This is a genomic window from Allochromatium humboldtianum, assembly GCF_013385175.1.
Classification (GTDB): Bacteria; Pseudomonadota; Gammaproteobacteria; order Chromatiales; family Chromatiaceae; genus Thermochromatium; species Thermochromatium humboldtianum.
In genome coordinates, this window is sequence record NZ_JABZEO010000019.1 from 1 (window position 1) to 18,385 (window position 18,385).

At 66.4% G+C, this 18,385-nt stretch carries 15 protein-coding genes; 1 reads left to right on the forward strand and 14 read right to left on the reverse strand.

From position 1 onward, the window contains the following. From HW932_RS18770 to HW932_RS18835, 14 genes are all read right to left on the reverse strand, one after another. On the reverse strand, positions 1-1,917 hold a 1,917-nt coding region (locus tag HW932_RS18770), incomplete at its 3' end, for a DUF2868 domain-containing protein (protein WP_176977997.1). A 197-nt stretch (positions 1,918-2,114) separates the two neighbouring features. Next, positions 2,115-3,410 carry an adenylosuccinate synthase gene (locus HW932_RS18775; RefSeq protein ID WP_176977998.1) on the reverse strand — a complete coding sequence of 432 codons (1,296 nt, stop codon included), beginning with the start codon at positions 3,408-3,410 and terminating at the stop codon, positions 2,115-2,117. A gap of 48 nt (positions 3,411-3,458) precedes the next feature. Then, positions 3,459-4,646 (reverse strand): ATP phosphoribosyltransferase regulatory subunit, encoded by a 1,188-nt coding sequence (locus HW932_RS18780; protein WP_176978036.1) that lies wholly within the window; start codon positions 4,644-4,646, stop codon positions 3,459-3,461. Positions 4,647-4,702: 56 nt separating this feature from the next. Beyond that, the gene (locus HW932_RS18785) at positions 4,703-4,885 is read right to left on the reverse strand and encodes a DUF2065 family protein (protein WP_176977999.1); all 183 of its coding nucleotides are present in this window, start codon (positions 4,883-4,885) and stop codon (positions 4,703-4,705) included. 146 nt (positions 4,886-5,031) lie between these two features. Further along, positions 5,032-5,913 (reverse strand): protease modulator HflC, encoded by an 882-nt coding sequence (gene hflC, locus HW932_RS18790; RefSeq protein ID WP_176978000.1) that lies wholly within the window; start codon positions 5,911-5,913, stop codon positions 5,032-5,034. Continuing rightward, positions 5,913-7,082, reverse strand: a complete 1,170-nt coding sequence (gene hflK, locus HW932_RS18795; protein WP_176978001.1) for an FtsH protease activity modulator HflK — start codon at positions 7,080-7,082, stop codon at positions 5,913-5,915. The genes hflC and hflK overlap by 1 nt, the downstream gene beginning before the upstream one ends. A 70-nt stretch (positions 7,083-7,152) precedes the next feature. Continuing rightward, on the reverse strand, positions 7,153-8,484 hold the full coding sequence (gene hflX / locus HW932_RS18800; RefSeq protein ID WP_176978002.1) for a ribosome rescue GTPase HflX: 1,332 nt from the start codon (positions 8,482-8,484) through the stop codon (positions 7,153-7,155). Further along, positions 8,481-8,732, reverse strand: a complete 252-nt coding sequence (gene hfq, locus HW932_RS18805; RefSeq protein ID WP_012970437.1) for an RNA chaperone Hfq — start codon at positions 8,730-8,732, stop codon at positions 8,481-8,483. Before hfq ends, hflX begins: the two co-directional genes overlap by 4 nt. 143 nt (positions 8,733-8,875) lie before the next feature. Then, on the reverse strand, positions 8,876-9,829 hold the full coding sequence (gene miaA, locus HW932_RS18810) for a tRNA (adenosine(37)-N6)-dimethylallyltransferase MiaA (protein ID WP_222932455.1): 954 nt from the start codon (positions 9,827-9,829) through the stop codon (positions 8,876-8,878). A 48-nt stretch (positions 9,830-9,877) separates the two neighbouring features. Further along, positions 9,878-11,815: a DNA mismatch repair endonuclease MutL gene (gene mutL / locus HW932_RS18815; RefSeq protein ID WP_176978004.1), complete on the reverse strand. Its 1,938-nt coding sequence runs from the start codon at positions 11,813-11,815 to the stop codon at positions 9,878-9,880. A gap of 66 nt (positions 11,816-11,881) precedes the next feature. Next, positions 11,882-13,270: an N-acetylmuramoyl-L-alanine amidase gene (locus tag HW932_RS18820; RefSeq protein ID WP_176978005.1), complete on the reverse strand. Its 1,389-nt coding sequence runs from the start codon at positions 13,268-13,270 to the stop codon at positions 11,882-11,884. 100 nt (positions 13,271-13,370) lie between these two features. Further along, positions 13,371-13,877, reverse strand: coding sequence for a tRNA (adenosine(37)-N6)-threonylcarbamoyltransferase complex ATPase subunit type 1 TsaE (tsaE, locus tag HW932_RS18825; RefSeq protein WP_176978006.1), 507 nt, complete (start codon positions 13,875-13,877; stop codon positions 13,371-13,373). A 1-nt stretch (position 13,878) separates the two neighbouring features. Beyond that, positions 13,879-15,411, reverse strand: a complete 1,533-nt coding sequence (locus HW932_RS18830; protein WP_176978007.1) for an NAD(P)H-hydrate dehydratase — start codon at positions 15,409-15,411, stop codon at positions 13,879-13,881. Continuing rightward, on the reverse strand, positions 15,408-16,466 hold the full coding sequence (locus HW932_RS18835; protein WP_176978008.1) for a PilZ domain-containing protein: 1,059 nt from the start codon (positions 16,464-16,466) through the stop codon (positions 15,408-15,410). The genes HW932_RS18830 and HW932_RS18835 overlap by 4 nt, the downstream gene beginning before the upstream one ends. A 199-nt stretch (positions 16,467-16,665) precedes the next feature. On the opposite strand from HW932_RS18835, the gene HW932_RS18840 reads away from it, so the two are divergent. Further along, a complete protein-coding gene (locus HW932_RS18840; RefSeq protein WP_176978009.1) occupies positions 16,666-18,384 on the forward strand; it encodes a proline--tRNA ligase in 1,719 nt (572 codons plus the stop codon). The last annotated feature ends 1 nt before the right edge of the window (position 18,385 follow it).

The window sequence follows — 18,385 nt, forward strand, 5'->3', positions numbered from 1 at the left end:
GTGAGCATCAGGCTCAGGCTCAGGCTCAGGCTCAGGCTCAGGCTCAGGCAAGGATTGTGGCTCAACAGGAGGTTCCGGTTCCGGCACAGATTCGGACTCGATCACAGGCTCCAGTTCGGCCTCGGCGTGCAACGCGGATTCCGGTTGCGGCTCTGGCTCCAGTTCCACATCCGGCGCCGGAGTCGGCTGTAACTCAGGCTCCGGCTCTTGCTTCTGTTCCGGAGCTGGTTCGGTTTCGGATTTCGGCTGTGGTTCAGGCTCGGCTTCAGCTTCGGGTTGATGCTCAGATGCCGGTTCAAATGCAGCGCCATGCGTCTCAGGTTCCGGCTCTGCTGCTTGCTCCGGCTCCTGTTGTGGCTCAGGCGTGGCTGCTGGAACCGACTCTGAACGCGACTCCGACTCCTGAGCAGCGGCAATGACAGCCTCGACACTGGTCGCAGGCTCGGCCTCGGAAACCTGTAACACCTCAGGGGCTGGTTCCGGCGTCAGCAGAGGTTCGGGCGCGACCGTCGAGTCATCGAGCGTTGGCGGCTCGACCATGGGCGGCACGGGTGTCAGCGCGACCTCGGCGGCTCGCGCCTCGGCTGGAACCGTCTCTTCGCGATTCGGCTGCTCGTCGCGCCAGGGTCGGCGACTGACGGTCGGTCCTTCCGTCTTCTTGAGCGGCCCGACCAGCCCGGTGCGGGGTCGACCGGACGTGATCTCGGCCGGGATGTGCATCTCCGGACCCTGCCCCGACTCGCCGGAATGGGTATCCAGACAGGGCGCGAGCATCCGCGCATAGAGCGCCTGGATGCGACCGTGCGTGAAGGTCAGCCGGGCCAGCGTGACGCGCTGAGCGATCATCGACCCGCCCAGCAGGATCAGACGCGGCAGCAGACCATAGGTGAAGACCGCCAGCACCAGGAACCAGCGCCAGGAACGCAGATGCTCCGGGTTGGGCTTGAGGCCGGCGGCGGCCGCCGTCCACTGCTCCAGATAGATACGCGACCCCTCGACCTGCTCGAGGGTCGGATAGCCGACGCCTTCGCCGAACAGCCAGCTCCAGGGCGCGGCGATCACCCGCACCAGGTCGTAGATCGTCTGCGGATGGGCCACCAGCGAAGTGCCCCAACCAAAAGCGATATCGGTGAACCATTCGAGCGCGATGGTCGTCAGGATGACGCCCAGATTGAAGGCGACGCCGAACACCTGCACCGGGATCAACAGCGTCAGGATCGACAGCGGGCCATAGACGCTGAACTGGGAGCGCACCAACCCCTTGGTCGCCAGCGCCCGTTCGCGGATCTCCTGGGGCGAGTGCGACAGTTGCTGTTCCTGGAGCCAGTGCGCGAACCGACCCAGCGCCGGCTGGATCACATGACTCAGGAGCCAGGACTCCTCGATATCGGTGCGTTGGCGTCGCAGCGCGCGCCTCAGCCAGGTCCAGGCGACACCGACCGACAGCAGGAACTGCACCACCACCAGCAGGAAGACGAACCAGGGCACGCTGACCGGAAGGCGGCCATCATAGCTGAGCAGGGTCGAGGCCAGACTGATACCGACCACGAAACCCAGCGCCGCCAGAACCCACAACCCCAGCCGCTGGGCCTGGGCGAAGATCAGTCCCGGCAGCAACGGCCGCAGACTCGGATCCTCGTCGGTGCGCCGCGCTCGCAGCCACAGACGCAGACTCAGGCGTCGATGCTTGGGCGTATGGGCCGGCTCGCCGCCGAGTTCGGACTCGATGCGCTCCAGATAGAGCGAGCGATCGCGCTCGGCGAGCGTCTTGCGGATCGAGGGTCGATCGCGCAGCTCGCGCTCGTCGGCGTCGAGGTAATACTCCAGATCGATGAGATCGGCGGCGGTCCAGTCCGCGACCTTGACGGGCGCGCTCTCGGCACGGCTCGGGTCGTCTATTGAGTGTCGTGGATCCATGGCCTGTGCGTATCGTTATAGGCATCGAAATGCCGCGTCCGCTTGCACGGGCGCGGCCTGAAGCCCGGATGATCCCACAGACGGGACTTGGATTCACGTGCCAGAGACCCTGGCCTCCAGCCGGGCCTCGATGCTGTCCCGTCCCGAAGGTGGAGATGGAGCCGCCGTCCAGGCCGGACGGCCCGTGGCCCGACCGGTCAGACGTCGAACGGATGACGCCGGATCAGAGTCTCCACCCGATCCGGTCCGGTCGAGATCAGATCGATCGGCAGACCGCTCAGTTGCTCGATGGTCTCCAGATAGCGACGCGCGTTGACGGGCAGATCGTCCAGGCTCTTGACGCCGACCGTGGACTCGCTCCAGCCGGGGCACTCGATATAGCGCGGCTGACAACGCTCGAAGGCATCCGCGCCCACGGGCGGTGCGTCGACGTCCTGGCCGTCCAGGTGATAGCTGGTGCAGATCTTGATCGTCTCCAGCCCGTCGAGCACGTCGAGCTTGGTGATGCAGATCCCGGTGACGCTGTTGATGGCGAACGAGCGCTTGAGCGCGACCATGTCGAGCCAGCCGCAACGACGCTTGCGCCCGGTGGTCGCGCCGAATTCATTACCGCGCACGCCCAGATGCTCGCCCACGGCATCATCGAGTTCGGTCGGGAAGGGGCCGGCGCCCACGCGCGTCGTATAGGCCTTGACGATGCCGAGCACATAGTCGAGATCGCGCGGACCCACGCCGCTGCCGCTGGCCGCCCCACCCGCCGTGGTCGTAGACGAAGTGACATAGGGATAGGTGCCGTGGTCGATGTCGAGCAGTGCGCCCTGCGCGCCCTCGAACAGCACGTCACGACCCTGAGCACGCAGAGCGTGCAGCAGGCCGGGCACGTCGACCACCAGCGGACGCAGACGCTCGGCCTGGACCAGCGCCTCGTCGAGCACCGATTGAACATCGACCGCTTCGGTCTGGTAGTAGTGGACGAGCGCGAAGTTGTGATACTCCATCACCTCGCGCAGACGTTCCTCGAAGTGCTTGGCGTCGAGCAGTTCGCCCAGACGGATGCCGCGCCGCGATGTCTTGTCCTCGTAGGCCGGACCGATGCCGCGTCCGGTGGTGCCGATCGCCTTGGCGCCGCGCTTGCGTTCACGCGCCTGATCGAGCGCGATGTGATAGGGCAGGATCAGCGGACAGGCGGCGCTGATGCCCAGACGCTCGGTCGCGGGCACCCCGGCGCGTTCCAGCATGTCCAGCTCCTCGAACAGCGCCGACGGCGAGAGCACCACGCCATTGCCGATCAGACACTGGACGTTGTCGCGCAGGATGCCCGAGGGCACCAGATGCAGCACGGTCTTTTCGCCATCGATGACCAGGGTATGCCCGGCATTGTGACCGCCCTGGAAGCGCACCACGGCCGCCGCGCGGTCGGTCAGCAGGTCGACGACCTTACCCTTGCCCTCATCGCCCCATTGGGTGCCAATCACAACAACGTTATTGCCCATCTGTCACGCTTCCAAAATGTATGAAGAGAAAGTTGATGATCGAGCCGCCTACGGCAAGGGACGTACATCCCAGCGCCCGTCGCCATACTCAAGGCGCTCCTCGCAACCGAGTTCGCGCGGGTCCGGTTCGAGTCCGGGCAGCGCCTGGATCACGCGCCGCCCGGAGGCGCGCAGGGTCTCGACGGTCTCGCGCAGGGCCGGATCGTTCGACCAGGGCGCCAGGATGGCTCCGGGCTGACGGTAGCGTTCTTCCAGCCCCCGGCCATGCTGGAGCAGCCCCTTGAGATCGGCGCTGAAGCCGACGGCCGGGCGCGCCCGACCGAAGACGCGCCCGATGTCGTCGTAACGCCCGCCGCGCGCGACCTCCAGGCCCCAGCCAGGCACGAAGGCGGCGAAGACCACGCCGGTCTTGTAGCGATAGCCGCGCAGTTCGGCCAGATCGTAATGGATCGAGACCTCGGGCAGCCAGTGATTGAGCTCCTCGGCCAGCCGGCGCAGATAGTCGAGCGCCTCGCGCACCGGACGATCCGCCGCCGCCAGCACCCGAGCCGCCCGTTCGAGGGCGTCACTGCCGTTCAATTCTGCCAGCGCCACCAGCATCCCGGCCGGAGCGCCGGTCAGCCCGAAGTCGCCGACCAGAGACTCGATCTCAGGGATCGCCTTGCGCTGGAGCGCATCGAACAGCGCATGTTCCTGCACCCGGTCGAGTCCGGCCTGACGCGCCAGCCCGCGATAGATCCCGACGTGTCCCAGATCCAGATAGGTTTCGCTGATCCCGGCCGTGCGCAACGTCAAGAGCACCAAACGCAGGATCTCGGTATCGCTCTCGATGCCGGAGTGACCATAGATCTCAGCGCCGAGCTGGAGCGGACTGCGCGTCCCGGCGAAGCCGTCCGGGCGCGTATGCAGCACGGTCCCGAGATAGCACAGCCGGGTCGGCGCCTCGCGGCGCAGATGATGGGCATCCATGCGTGCGACCTGAGGCGTCATGTCGGCGCGCACGCCAAGCAAACGCCCGGTGAGCTGATCGGTGAGCTTGAAGGTCTGGAGATCCAGATCCTGTCCGGTGCCGGTCAGGAGCGAATCCAGATAATCGATGAAGGGCGGAATGACCAGCTCATAGCCCCAGCTCGCGTAGAGATCCAGCAGTTCGCGGCGCAGACCCTCGACGATCCGCGCCTGGGGCGGCAGGACTTCCTCGATGCCGGCGGGGAGCAGCCAGCGTTCCTCGTTCATGGGTGACATGATGGCAGTTGGACGGCAGAGTTTCGGGTTCGGTTGACCAGCGGGATTCAGTTGACCAGATACAGCAGTCCGAGACCCGAGATCATACTGACGAATCCGGCCAGACGCAGCGAGCGTTCGCTTTCGAGCGCGACCATCGCCAGCAGACGCCGGAAGCTGGCCGGATTGAGGAAGGGCCAGATCCCCTCGATGATGAACACGAGCGAGAGGGCGACCAGGATGTCATGCACGATGATGAAAGGATCCCGCGAAATTGATCGAGAATGGACCGGACCGCACGACGGCCGGGCACGCCAAAGGGCGTTATCCTCTCAGAGGATCGGGGATTTGTCCAATGGCTGGAGACTTCGGCAGCGCGGGTCTCCAGCCATCGGGATCAGGGCTGTCCGCTCGATTCGCGGAAGAAGCGGAAGAACTCCGAGTCCGGCTCCAGCACCATCACGCTGCCGCCCTGCCCAAAGCTCTCGCGATAAGCGGCGAGACTGCGATAGAAGGCGTAGAACTCGGGGTTCGCGGTGAAGGCCCGGGCATAGATCGCGGCGGACTGGGCATCACCCTCGCCCCGGATCTCCTCGGACTCCCTGTAGGCCTCAGCGACGATCACGGTGCGCTGACGGTCGGCGTCGGCGCGGATGCGCTCGGCGGCCTCGGCGCCCTTGGCGCGCAGGTCGCGCGCGACCCGCTCGCGTTCGGCGCGCATGCGCTGGTAGACCGACTCGCTGACCTCGGGCGGCAGGTCGATCTGCTTGACCCGCACGTCGACGACCTCGACCCCCAGATCGGCGGCATTGGCGTTGACGTCCTTGGTCAGGGCCTCCATCAGCGCCAGCCGGTCGTCCGAGACCACTTCCTGGATGGTGCGCTTACCGAACTCGTCGCGCAGACTGGTGTTGATGCGCTCGGAGAGCAGTCGGCTGGTGCGCGCGTTGTTGCCGCCGGTCGAGCGCAGGAACTGCGCCGGACGCGCGATGCGCCACTTGGCGTAGGAGTCGACGATCACGTCCTTCTTCTCGATCGTCAGAAAGCGCTCGGGTTGCGAGTCGAGCGTCTGCAAACGCCGGTCGAACTTGCGGATCTGGTGGAGGATCGGGATCTTGAAGTGAAGTCCGGGCGCATAGGTGTCGGAGACGATCTCACCCAGACGCAGCTTGAGCGCCACCTCGTACTCGCGCACCACAAAGGTGAAGCTGGAGAAGAAGATCACGACCGCCGCCAGACCGATCGGCAGCCAGGTCTTGAGTCGGCTGGATTGAGTCATCAGCGAGCCCTCCGCTCACGATCGACCGTCCGCAGCGGCGGATCGATCCGTTCGGGCAGCGCCGGCGATCCGCTGAGGGACGGCTGGGTCTGCGGCTCGGATTGAGTCTGAGTCTGGGTCTGCTTCATGAGCTGATCGATGGGGAGATACATGAGACTGTTGGCGCCATCGGTCACGTCGAGCACCACCTTGCCGTTCTTGCCCAGCACCTCTTCCATGGTCTCCAGATAGAGACGCTGGCGGGTGACTTCGGGCGCCCTGCTGTACTCGGCGAGCACGGCCGAAAAACGCGCCGTCTCACCCTCGGCCGAGGCGATCACGCGATCGCGATACGCTTTGGCGTCGGCGAGGATGCGTGCAGCGTTACCACGCGCGCTGGGCAGCACTTCGTTGGCATAGGCTTCGGCCTGGTTCTCCAGACGCTCCTTGTCCTCGCGCGCCTTGATGGCGTCGTCGAAGGCGGCCTTGACCTGCTCGGGCGGCTTGGCCGGCTGCATGTTGACCGAGGTGACGATCAGACCGGTCTTGTAGCGATCCATCAGTTTCTGGATACGCTCCTTGATGGTGACGGCCACCGCGCCACGACCTTCGGTCATGACGAAGTCGAGCTTGCTCTGGCCCATGACCACGCGCGCCACGGTGACGGTGGCGTCGTTGAGCGTGCGTTCGGGATCCTGATCCTGGAACAGATAGTCGGCGGCATCCTGGATGCGCGACTGGACCGTCAGCTCGACCTCGACGATGTTCTCGTCCTGGGTGAGCATGGCGGCACGATGGGTCAGGGTCGAGATCTCGTCGACGTTGACCTTGACCACGGATTCGATCGGCAGCGGGATGTGCCAGTGCGGACCGGGCTCCGTGGTATCGACATAGCGCCCGAAGCGCATGACCACGCCGCGTTCGGCGGGTTCGACGATGTAGATGCCGGTCGCCAGCCAGATGACGACCAGGACACCGATGATGATACCGATGACCTTGGTGCTGAGCTGGCCGCCGCCAGACCGACCGCCGGACGGACCCTCGCCGCCGGGTGGCTGGCTGCCGCCGAACAGACCGCCGAGCCGCTCCTGGAGCTTGCGCACCACTTCGTCGAGATCAGGCGGACCTTGCTCGCCGCCCTTGCCGCTCCAGGGGTCTTTTGGACCGCCACCTGGTTCATTCCAGGCCATAGCTTCTCCGTCTTTCTATATCAGAATGTTCATCGATCGATGGCTCCCGATTGTACGGGAGCCGGTCCGATCACGGCAAACGCGCCCGCAGGCGCTCCAGATCCACGCGCGCGATCTCGCAACGCAGTTGCCAACCGCCCGAGTCGAGCGGGCGATCCTCGATGACCCGCGCATGCCGGTAGAGCCAGGCGCGTCGCTGCCCATCGGTGGCGTCCAGATCGAAGGTCTCGATCAGGCGCTCGCCGCCGGTCAGGTCGATCAGCGCCTGACGCAGCAGATCCATGCCCTCGCCCGTGCGCGCCGAGACCCAGACCCGCACCGGACGTCCCTCGGCGTCGCGCTCCAGACGGGCCGTCTCGCCGTCCAGCCGGTCGATCTTGTTGAAGACCTCCAGCCGGGGGCGTTCGTGACTGCCGATCTCGGCGAGCACGGTCTCGACATCGGCGATCAGGCGCGGTCGATTGGCCGCCGCCGCGTCGATCACATGCAGCAGCAAGCTGGCGCCGCGCGTCTCTTCCAGCGTCGAGCGGAAGGCGGCGACCAGTTCGTGCGGCAGTCGGCTGACGAAACCGACGGTGTCGGCCAGCAGGACATGACCGCCGCTGGGCAGATCCAGCCGCCGCAGGGTCGGGTCCAGGGTTGCGAACAGTTGATCGGCCTCCAGCACGCCCGCTTCCGTCAGTCGATTGAATAGGGTCGACTTGCCGGCATTGGTATAGCCGACCAGCGACACGACCGGCAACTCGGCCTTGGCGCGCGCCTTGCGCCCCTGGGCGCGCTGACCCTCGATGCGTTGCAGCCGGCGCTCCAGCATGGCCACGCGCGTGGCCAGCAGCCGGCGGTCGGTTTCCAACTGGGTCTCGCCCGGACCGCGCAGGCCGATGCCGCCCTTCTGACGCTCCAGGTGGGTCCAGCCGCGCACCAGCCGGGTCGAGAGGTGCTTGAGCTGCGCCAGCTCGACCTGGAGCTTGCCCTCGAAGGAACGCGCGCGCTGGGCGAAGATGTCGAGGATCAAGCCGGAACGGTCAATCACCCGGCATTGCAGCAGGCGTTCCAGGTTGCGTTCCTGGGCCGGGCTGAGCGGATGGTTGAAGATGACCAGCTCGGCCTCGGTCGCCGCGACCAGCGCCTTGAGTTCCTCGGCCTTGCCCGAGCCGATGAAGAGGCGCGAGTCGGGCGTGGCGCGCGAGCCGCCGATGCCCCCCACCACCTCGGCGCCGGCGGCCTGGGCGAGCAGAACGAACTCTTCGCGCTCGTCGGCCTCGCTCGCCGGTCCGCGTCCGATGTCGAGATCGACCAGCACCGCCCGTTCGCCGGCCTTGGGCCGCTCGAAGACGAGCGACGGGCCGACGGCGACAGGCCTGGCCTCGACGGACGGAACCGCTACGGGTGTATCGTTCAATGCGCCTCCGGCTCGGCGCCGTCGGTGTCGCTCGTCGGCAGCCGGACGTTGCGCGCCGGAACCACGGTCGAGATGGCGTGCTTGTAGATCATCTGGCTGACGTTGTTCTTGAGCAGCACCACGAACTGGTCGAACGACTCGATCTGGCCCTGGAGCTTGATGCCGTTGACCAGGAAGATGGAGACTGGAACGCGCTCCTTCCGTAGAGCGTTGAGAAAGGGATCTTGAAGACTCTGTCCCTTGGACATGAGGTTGGCTCCTTGTTGTTTTGGATGAAGCAGGTGTGCCCGGCTGAAAACCGCCTCGACCTCGGATCTCGGGGTCGGGCCGAATGCGGATGGTGGCAGCCGGGACGAACCACCGCTCCGCGCAAGACTCTCCAGTGAATGCATCAAGTGTCGTTCAAGCGACCGTCCACGGGCAAACCTGTCGAGCGCTCCTCGTCCTTGAGTATGGGTTCGATGAGCGTGAGTGCCGTCATCAATGGATCGGGTTCATCGTCGAGCCAGTGACAGTCTGACTCGGCACGCAGCCAGGTCATCTGCCGCTTGGCGAGCTGACGGGTGGCGATGATGCCGCGTTGCACCATGTCTTCCCAAGTGCTTTCGCCGAGCAGATAGTTCAAGACCTGTCGGTAGCCGACGCAGCGCATCGAAGGCAGATCGGGCGTCAGATCGCCGCGAGCCCAGAGCCGAGAGACCTCGTCGACCAGCCCAAGTTCCAGCATGACGCGAAAACGGCGTTCGATGCGTGCGTGCAGTATGGCGCGATCGCTCGGTGCGCGCGCGAGTTTCAGCAGCCGAAACGGCAGGGCCTCGTGCTCGGCGTCGCGGATCAGGTCGCTCATGGCCCGTCCGCTGAGTGCCTGGACTTCCAGCGCGCGCTGGATGCGCTGGGGGTCGTTGGGATGGATGCGGGCGGCAGCGTCCGGGTCGAGTTCCGCCAGACGTGCGTGCATGGCGGCCCAGCCGAGGCGCTCGGCCTCGACTTCCAGCGCGGCGCGCACCTCGGCGTCGGCGCTCGGCAGTTGGGCCAGTCCCTGTTGCAGAGCGCGGAAATAGAGCATGGTGCCGCCGACCAGGAGCGGAATGCGTCCGCGTGCGCTGATCTCGGTCATGGCAGCGATCGCGTCCTCGCGGAAGCGCGCGGTCGAGTAGGACTCGGTCGGGTCGAGGATGTCGATCAGGCGATGCGGGGCGCGCGCCAGGATCTCGGGACCGGGCTTGGCGGTGCCGATGTCGAGACCGCGATAGATCATGGCCGAGTCGACGCTGATGATCTCGCAGGGCAGACGCTCGACCAGTTGCAGGGCCAGATCGGTCTTGCCAGAGGCGGTCGGTCCCATGAGCAGGATCGCCCAGGGGCGGGTGTCAGATGTCGGGTCGATCAAGGTCTAGCGTCCACGCAGAAAAAGTCGGTCGAGGTCGGCATGGGAGAGCCTGACCCAGGTCGGACGCCCATGATTGCACTGGTCGATGCGCTCGGTGCGCTCCATGTCACGCAGCAGGGCGTTCATCTCGTCGAGCGTCAGGCGGCGATTGGCGCGTACCGAGCCGTGACAGGCCAGGGTCGCCAGGACGCTGTCGATGGCCTGCTCGACGCGGGTGCTCTCACCCTGCGCCGCCAGATCAGCGAGCAGATCACGGACCAGGGCGTCCATGTCGGCCTGCCGCAGCAGCGCCGGCACTTCGCGCACCACCACCCGATCGACGCCGAGACGATCCAGCACCAGACCGAGCCGGGCCAGTGTCTCGCGCTGTTCCTCCAGACGATCGGCCTCGCGCGGGTCGACCTGGAGACTGTGCGGAACCAGCAGCGGCTGACTCGTCACCCGTCCGGCGCTCCAGGCGGCCTTGAGCCGCTCGTAGCCGATGCGCTCGTGGGCGGCATGGATGTCGACCAGGATCAGTCCCTCCGCCGACTCGGCGAGCAGATAGACGCCGTTGAGCTGGGCCAGGGCGAAGCCGAGCGGCGGCAGGTCGCTTTCAGCGGCAATGGACGATTCGGCCTCATTACCGACCGGCGAGGCGCTTACCGAGTCCGCCACCGGGCGCTGGAGCGCCAGCGACGCCTGATAGACCCGCCGTCCATCGCCGACGCCGAGCGCAGGAGTCGGGTGACGTGCCCCGAAGCCGAACGTTCGCGGCGGCTGAGAGTGGCGCCGGCCAGGACTGTCGCCGGTCTCGTCGGGCGATACGGTTGGTCTGTCTGGAGCCGCAACGAACGCACCCGCAGATCTGTCGGCGGTCTCCGGCGTCGACTCGTCCGACACGACGCCGCCCAGTACCCCGTGCGCCAGACGTCGCTGCAGAGCGCGCTGGATGAAGTCATGCACCTGACGCGACTCGCGAAACCGCACCTCGTGCTTGGCCGGATGGACGTTGACGTCGACCAGACGCGGCGGCAGATCCAGAAAGAGCACATAACCCGGATGACGCGCCTGATGCAGAAAATCGCTGAACGCCTGACGAATGGCATGGGTGATCAGCCGATCGCGGATCAGACGCCCGTTGACATAGAAGAACTGCTGATCCGCCTGACTGCGCGAGAAGGCCGGACGTCGCACCCAGCCATGCAGACGCAGATCAACCGCCGAGGCGTCGATCTCCAGCGACTGCTCGGCGAATCCCGACCCGAGCAGCCGATCCAGGCGCGCGAGCACCGACTCGGGCCGCCCGTCGGCCGCCGGCAACTGATGGACGACCCGCCCATTGTGACGCAGTTCGAGCGCGACATCGGGACGCGCCAGGGCCAGACGCCGTACCACCTGATCGACATGATCGAACTCGGTCTTCTCGGTCCGCAGGAACTTGCGCCGCGCCGGAGTGTTGAAGAAGAGGTCACGGACCTCGACGCTGGTTCCCGGCGGATGCGCCGCCGGTCGCGGCCCCTCCAACCGCCCATCAATGGCGACCGCGACCTCCCAGGCCGAATCGCCCGCCGCCCGCTCGGTCGTATCGGCATCCGACTCCAGGTCCGGACGCACCCGTGAGATCAGGGTCAACCGGCTCACCGAGGCGATGCTCGGCAGCGCCTCGCCGCGAAACCCCAGCGTCCCGACCGCCTCCAGATCGGCCAGTTCCGTGAGCTTGCTGGTCGCATGCCGCGCCAGCGCCAGGGCGAGCTGATCGCGCGGGATGCCGCGCCCGTCGTCGCGTACCCGGAGACGCTTGATCCCGCCCTGCTCCACATCGATCTCCAGCCGCGCGCAGCCGGCGTCCAGACTGTTCTCGATCAGCTCCTTGATCACCGAGGCCGGGCGCTCGACGACCTCACCGGCGGCGATCTGATTGACGAGATGATCGGAGAGGATGCGAATCGGATTGGACATGGGTGGACGAGGAACGAACGAAACGCCGACTCGGGGCGAGCCGGCGCGGCTCCACCCGAAACGACGTCAGGAATCGGTCGGAATGGCGATGACCTGCCCGACCTGGATCATATCGGTGTCGCTGAGACCGTTCTCGGCCCGCAGCGAACTGAGGCTCACGCGATGACGCTTGGCGATGCCGGACAGGGTATCACCCTGGCTGATCACATACTCACGCAGACCGCTCGCGCGTGTCCTGGAGGCGGATCTCAGCCCATGCGCGGCACTGGAACCTGAACGCTCGATGCCCCGGCCCGCGTCAGCCGCCAGCACGCCCTGAGGCGGATACTTGGCGAAATAGCCCTTGATCCCGGCCAGGATCGCTTCGGCCATGCGCTGCTGATAGAGGTTGCTGCGGAGTCTCTGTTCTTCGTGAACATTACTGATGAAGGCCATTTCGACCAACAGCGAGGGAATGTCGGGCGATTTGAGCACCACGAAGCCGGCACGCTGGACGTCGCCCTTGTGGACCACGCCGACACGCTTGAGATAGCGCAGCACCGAGGCGGCGGCTTCTGTACTGTGCTCCATGGTCGCGTTCTGCGTCATGTCGAGCAGCACCGAGGCCAGCACGTCGTCGCTCGTCGCCAGATCCACGCCGCCGATGAGATCGGCCTTGTTCTCGCGGTCGGCCAGCCAACCGGCCGCCTCGCTGCTGGCCGCACCGTGCGAGATCGTATAGACCGACGATCCCTGTGCGTCCGGGTTGTCGTAGGCATCGGCATGGATGGACACGAAGAGATCGGCCTTGTGCTCACGCGCGATCAGGGTGCGTTCACGCAGCCCGACGTAATGGTCGCCATCACGGACCATCACGGCGCGTATCCCGGACTCGCGCTCGATCAGCCGCTCCAGCTTGCGGGCAATGGCCAGGGTGACGTCCTTTTCGCGCGTGCCGTTCGGCCCGATCGCCCCCGGATCCTCGCCGCCGTGCCCGGCGTCGATGGCGACGATGGCCGTGCGCCCACGACTCGACCAGACCGGCTGGGCCGCCCCCTGATTCGAGACCGGCTGGAGCCCGCCGCCCCCGAACGACTTGGGAATGAGTTCGACGATCAGCCGGGGCTGGCTCCCGCCGGTCTTGTCGGCAAAACTCTTGACGCGCACCGGCTGCTTGAGGTCGAGCACGATGCGCAAATCACCATTGGGTCGCACGCCGGCGCGCACGCCGATCAGCAACGGGTCGTCGGTGCGTGCCGCCGGCAAGTCTCCCCGCATCCGCGCGCCAGCGATGTCGATCACCACCCGGTCGGGCTGGTCGAGGGTGAAGATGCGGTGCGCGGCGGGCGCCGTGACGCCGAGGAGCAACTGGGTTCTACCCGAGTTCCCCGGATTCCAGTGACAATCGACCTCGACCGCGACAGCCGCCACGGGCAGAGCGATCAGTAGCAGAAAGAGCACGATGAACCTGTTCACGATGCCGCCTCGAAGCCTGACTTGGGTACGAGCGTCGCTTAAAAGATAGCAGGTCATCACCGATCTTTCCAAGTCAACTCCGTTGATTAGATGATATTCCTCAAGTATCGGCTCGAAGGTGTGGCGCAGAGACGACATCAGCGGCAGAAATTACGTCAGCAAGCAGATCCTGGCCCGATGGACTCAGGGCGTTCAGGGTCAGACGCCGGCCGGCATCGAGGTGGACGAGCCGGATGCGCAGATCGGGCTTGGGCAGCAGACCGGCGCCGCGCTCGGGCCATTCCACGATCCAGACCGCAGCGTTCCCCAGCAGATCGCGCAACCCGAGATAGTCCAGTTCTTCCGGATCACCCAGGCGATAGAGGTCGAAATGGTAGAGCTCGAAGCCGGTCAGGGCATAGGGCTCGACGAGGGTGTAGGTCGGACTGCGTACCGCCCCGGAGTGCCCGAGGCCGCGCAGGATACCACGAGTCAGGGTGGTCTTGCCCGTGCCCAGATCGCCTTCGAGAAAGATCACGCAGGGCGGCTTCAGGGCCGACGCCAGACAGGCGCCGAAGTCCATCTGTGACTCGGGGGTGTCGAGTGTGAGTTCCAGGGTCGTTTGCATCTCAGCGATCCACCTCGGCGAGGCCATTGGACAGGGGGCGCAGGGCAGCGATGATATCCGTGGCGATCAGTCCGCGTTCACCGGCACGCGCGGCCCGGTCGCCGGCGGCGGCGTGCAGACAGACGCCCGCGCGGGCGGCCTCGTCGGCCTCCAGCCCCTGGGCGCGCAGGGCGGCGATCACGCCGGTCAGGACATCGCCCGCGCCGGCGGTCGCCATGCCGGGGTTGCCGTCGCTACAGACGGCCGGGACGCGGGGCGCGGGGCCATGCACGATGGAACCGGCGCCCTTGAGCGCCACCACCCCGCCGAAGCGCGCCTGGAGGCGTTGCGCGCTGCCGAGACGGTCGGATTCGATCTCGGCCGTCGTGACACCGAGCAGACGTGCCGCTTCGCCGGGATGCGGAGTGAGCACCCAGTCCGGCCCGCAACCAGGGGATTCGGCCAACAGGTTGAGCGCGTCGGCGTCCACCACCAGCGGATGCGGCAACGCACGAACCCGCTCCCAGAGCCCCCGCCCCCAGTCCGTCCGCCCCAGCCCCGGACCGATCGCGATCACATCGGCCCGTTGGATCAGCGCCTCCAGGTCGTCCGGCCGCTCGACGGCGGAGACCATCAGCTCGGGCCGATCGAGATTGAGCCAGTCGGCATGGCGTGGATGGGTCGCAATCGTCACCAGTCCGGCGCCGGCGCGCAGAGCCGCCTCGCCGGCCAGACGCGCCGCGCCTGACATCCCCGGCGCGCCGCCGACGACCAGCACATGACCGCAGTCGCCCTTGTGCGCGATCCGCGAGCGGGGCGCGAGCAGGCGCGATTCGCGCGCCCAGTCGATCCGCGCCGCCGCCAGGATCTCACCGGCATAGACTTGGGCCGGGACGTCGAGCGCACTGAAGTGGAGTTCCCCCCGATACTCGGCGCCGGCGCCGACGAAGAGTCCCAGCTTGAGTCCGATGAAGGACACGGTCGCGCTCGCCCGCACCGCCACGCCCAGGACGCGCCCGGTGTCGGCGTGGAGTCCGGAGGGGATGTCGAGCGCCAGCACGGGCGCGCGCTGGGCGTTGAGCGCCGCAATGGTCTCGGCCCAGCGCCCCGTCACCGGACGCTCCAGCCCGGTACCGAGCAGTGCGTCGACATAGAGATCGGTCTCGCGCGGCAGACCGAGACAGTCCTCGACGACACCGCCGGCGTCGCGATAGGCCGCCAGACTCAGTGCCGCCTCACCGCGCGCCCGATCCGCCCCGCCCAGTTGCAACATCCGCACATCCAGGCCATCGGCGCGCGCCAGCCGTGCCACCACATAGCCATCGCCGCCATTGTTGCCCGTTCCGGCCAGGATGGTGAGGCGGCGCGTATTCGGCCAGCGCTCGCGCAGCAGCCGATAGGCGACCGCGCCGGCGCGCTCCATCAATTCGATCCCAGGGACACCGAAGCGCTCGATGGTCAGACGATCGAGCCGGCGCACCTGTTCGGCGCGGTAGAGTGCATGGGGCAGACGATCGCCGTCCGGAAGCGGGCGGTCCAGGCGGGCGAGCCTCACAGCCTTCCGCCCTTGAGCAGACTGCGGCGGTTCGCCGAGACCCCATAGGCGCGATCATGGACGCTCTGGAGCATCTCCAGTTCCTCCCAGGCCTCCCGTGACCAGGCATTCTGCTGGTCGTTACGGCTCAGGACCAGACTCCTGAAGACCATGTCGAAGTCAGCGACATTGCCCCAGCCGGCGACGAGCCGCGCAATGGCCTCGGGGAACTCGGACTCCAGGCAGGAGCGCGTCTCGTCCCCGCCGGCAGCCTCGGCACTCCGGGTACTCGCGCCGGAACGCACCGTCGCCGCGGCCACCGAGCGCAGCCAGTCCGGAGCGCCCTCCAGATGACTGAAGGTGGAGCTTTCGTCTTCGGTGTCGGACAAGCGATTCAGGACCAGATCGACGAAGGTGCGAATCGTGTTGCTTGGATGTTCGAATTGGAGCGACAGGGTATAGAGTTCAGCCCAGTCGAACCCCTTGACCTCGGACTTGCGCACGTCCGAGACACGCGCACGCAGCCGGATGCTCGGCAGATCGAAGGTGCCCGTGATCGACAGACTGATGCTCTGTCCGACCTGATAGCTCTCGAAGACCGTCACCGTGTAGCGCCCCTCCAGGATCTGCAACAGCTTCTGGCGCAGCTCCTCGGTATCGCTGACCGTCACCTCCAGCTCGCGGAACAAGGCATTCTTGCCGCCTGCGCCCGTCGTGGAATCCGAGGCGTGAAGCATCTTGAGCAGGCGCTCCAGGCGGCTCTGACTGCGCGGCGACAGACTGATGAAGCGCACGGCGGCCAGATACCCGCCTTCATGCGGACGCGCGCGCAGCAGTTGGGCCTGGGCGCGGATAGACTTGCCCCGCCGCCATGGCAGGCTGAGGATCAGGGTCTCGAGATCGTTGGGCAGGGGCTCGGTCAGATGCAGGAGCGCGCCTCCCCAGGAGAGGTCGCGCGTAACGGCACGCACGGGCGCATCCTGACCCGGAAGGGCCAACTCGACCGGAATATGCAGGTCGATACGTGCCTGGGTGCGCCGCTCCATGGCCATCGATCCGGATTCCGACTGAGTCATTGCTAGGCTTTCCACTTGAGAGCTTTTCGTGGATGGAAGGGCTGAGAAGTGTCGGTTGGACCCCATTACTTTATCATCATCGAGGCGATGGTTTCGGCCTCGACCATCGAATGCATATGGCCGGTTGCGTGCCGGGTGTTGTTTCGACGTCGCCGGACCAATAGACTTCCGCGCTTTACCTGTCGAGATTTTCGATCCGATGCGCACCTCAGAGTTTCCGCTCCAGACCATCAAAGAGACGCCGGCCGACGCCGAGATCGCCAGCCACCGGCTGATGCTACGCGCCGGTCTCATCCGCAAACTCGCCGCCGGTCTCTACACCTGGCTGCCACTCGGACTGCGCGTGCTGCGCCGTGTCGAGCGCATCGTGCGCGAGGAGATGGACCGCGCCGGGGCGCTGGAAGTCTCCATGCCGGCCGTGCAGCCGGCCGAACTCTGGCAGGAGTCCGGGCGCTGGGAACAATACGGCCCCGAATTGCTGCGTTTCAAGGACCGTCATCAGCGCGAGTTCTGCTTCGGCCCCACGCACGAGGAGATCATCACCGAGCTGGCGCGCAACGAACTCAAGAGCTACAAGCAGCTCCCGATCAATTTCTACCAGATCCAGACCAAGTTCCGCGACGAGATCCGGCCGCGTTTCGGCGTGATGCGCGCGCGCGAGTTCCTGATGAAGGACGCCTATTCCTTCCATCTGGACGACGCCTCGCTGGCTGAGACCTACCAGCGGATGCACGAGGCCTATTGCCGCATCTTCACCCGCTGCGGACTCGATTTCCGCCCGGTGAGCGCCGATACCGGCAGCATCGGCGGCAGCGCCTCGCACGAATTCCATGTGCTGGCCTCCTCGGGCGAGGACGCCATCGCCTTCTCGACCGGCAGCGACTATGCCGCCAACGTCGAACTGGCCGAGGCCGTGGCCCTGGCTGAGACAGCGCCCGCGCCGACCGAAGACGCGCGTCTGGTCGACACGCCCGATGCACGCACCATCGCCGATCTGGTCGAGCAGTTCAATCAACCGATCGAGCGCACGGTCAAGACCCTGGTGGTTGCGGCTTCGGATGAAATCGACGCCGACCTGGTCGCGCTCCTGGTGCGCGGCGATCACGAGCTCAATGCCATCAAGGCTCAGAAACTGCCACAGGTCGCCTCGCCGCTGCGCATGGCCACCGAGGCCGAGATCCGCGCCGCCATCGGCGCCGGTCCCGGCTCGCTCGGGCCGAAGGATCTGCCGATTCCCTGCATCGTCGACCGCACCGTGGCCGTCACCGCCGACTTCAGCGCTGGGGCCAACATCGACGGCAAGCACTGGTTCGGCCTGAACTGGGGCCGCGATCTGCCGCTGCCCGAGGTCGCGGATCTGCGCAACGTGGTCGAGGGCGATCCGAGTCCGGACGGTCAGGGCACGCTCACCATCGCACGCGGCATCGAGGTTGGGCACATCTTCCAGCTCGGTCGCAAATACAGCGAGGCGATGAAGGCCACGGTGCTCGGCGAGGACGGCAAGGCGACCGTCATGACCATGGGCTGTTACGGCATCGGCGTGTCGCGCGTGGTCGCCGCCGCCATCGAACAGCATCACGACGAGCGCGGCATCTGCTGGCCGGCGCCGATCGCGCCCTTCGAGGTCGCGCTGCTGCCGATGAAGCTCGGCAAGTCCTACCGGGTGCGCGAGGCGACCGAGAAGCTCTATGCCGAACTCCAGGCCGCCGGGATCGACGTCCTGCTCGACGACCGCGATGCGCGCCCCGGTTTCATGTTCGCCGACATGGAACTCATCGGCATCCCGCATCGCATCGTCGTCGGCGACAAGGGACTCGACGACGGACAGGTCGAGTACAAGGGCCGCACCGACGAAGAGATGCAGCTCATCCCGATCGACACCATCGTCGAGTTCGTGCGCGAGCGTCTGCGTGCCTGAA

What these genes read in the sequence shown, in the direction of transcription:
- HW932_RS18775 (WP_176977998.1), bottom strand. Translation starts at nt 3,410, where the DNA reads ATGGGCAATAACGTTGTTGTGATTGGCACCCAATGGGGCGATGAGGGC.
- HW932_RS18780 (WP_176978036.1), bottom strand. Translation starts at nt 4,646, where the DNA reads ATGAACGAGGAACGCTGGCTGCTCCCCGCCGGCATCGAGGAAGTCCTG.
- hflC (WP_176978000.1), bottom strand. Translation starts at nt 5,913, where the DNA reads ATGACTCAATCCAGCCGACTCAAGACCTGGCTGCCGATCGGTCTGGCG.
- hflK (WP_176978001.1), bottom strand. Translation starts at nt 7,082, where the DNA reads ATGGCCTGGAATGAACCAGGTGGCGGTCCAAAAGACCCCTGGAGCGGC.
- hfq (WP_012970437.1), bottom strand. Translation starts at nt 8,732, where the DNA reads ATGTCCAAGGGACAGAGTCTTCAAGATCCCTTTCTCAACGCTCTACGG.
- miaA (WP_222932455.1), bottom strand. Translation starts at nt 9,829, where the DNA reads ATGGGACCGACCGCCTCTGGCAAGACCGATCTGGCCCTGCAACTGGTC.
- mutL (WP_176978004.1), bottom strand. Translation starts at nt 11,815, where the DNA reads ATGTCCAATCCGATTCGCATCCTCTCCGATCATCTCGTCAATCAGATC.
- tsaE (WP_176978006.1), bottom strand. Translation starts at nt 13,877, where the DNA reads ATGCAAACGACCCTGGAACTCACACTCGACACCCCCGAGTCACAGATG.
- HW932_RS18835 (WP_176978008.1), bottom strand. Translation starts at nt 16,466, where the DNA reads ATGACTCAGTCGGAATCCGGATCGATGGCCATGGAGCGGCGCACCCAG.
- HW932_RS18840 (WP_176978009.1), top strand. Translation starts at nt 16,666, where the DNA reads ATGCGCACCTCAGAGTTTCCGCTCCAGACCATCAAAGAGACGCCGGCC.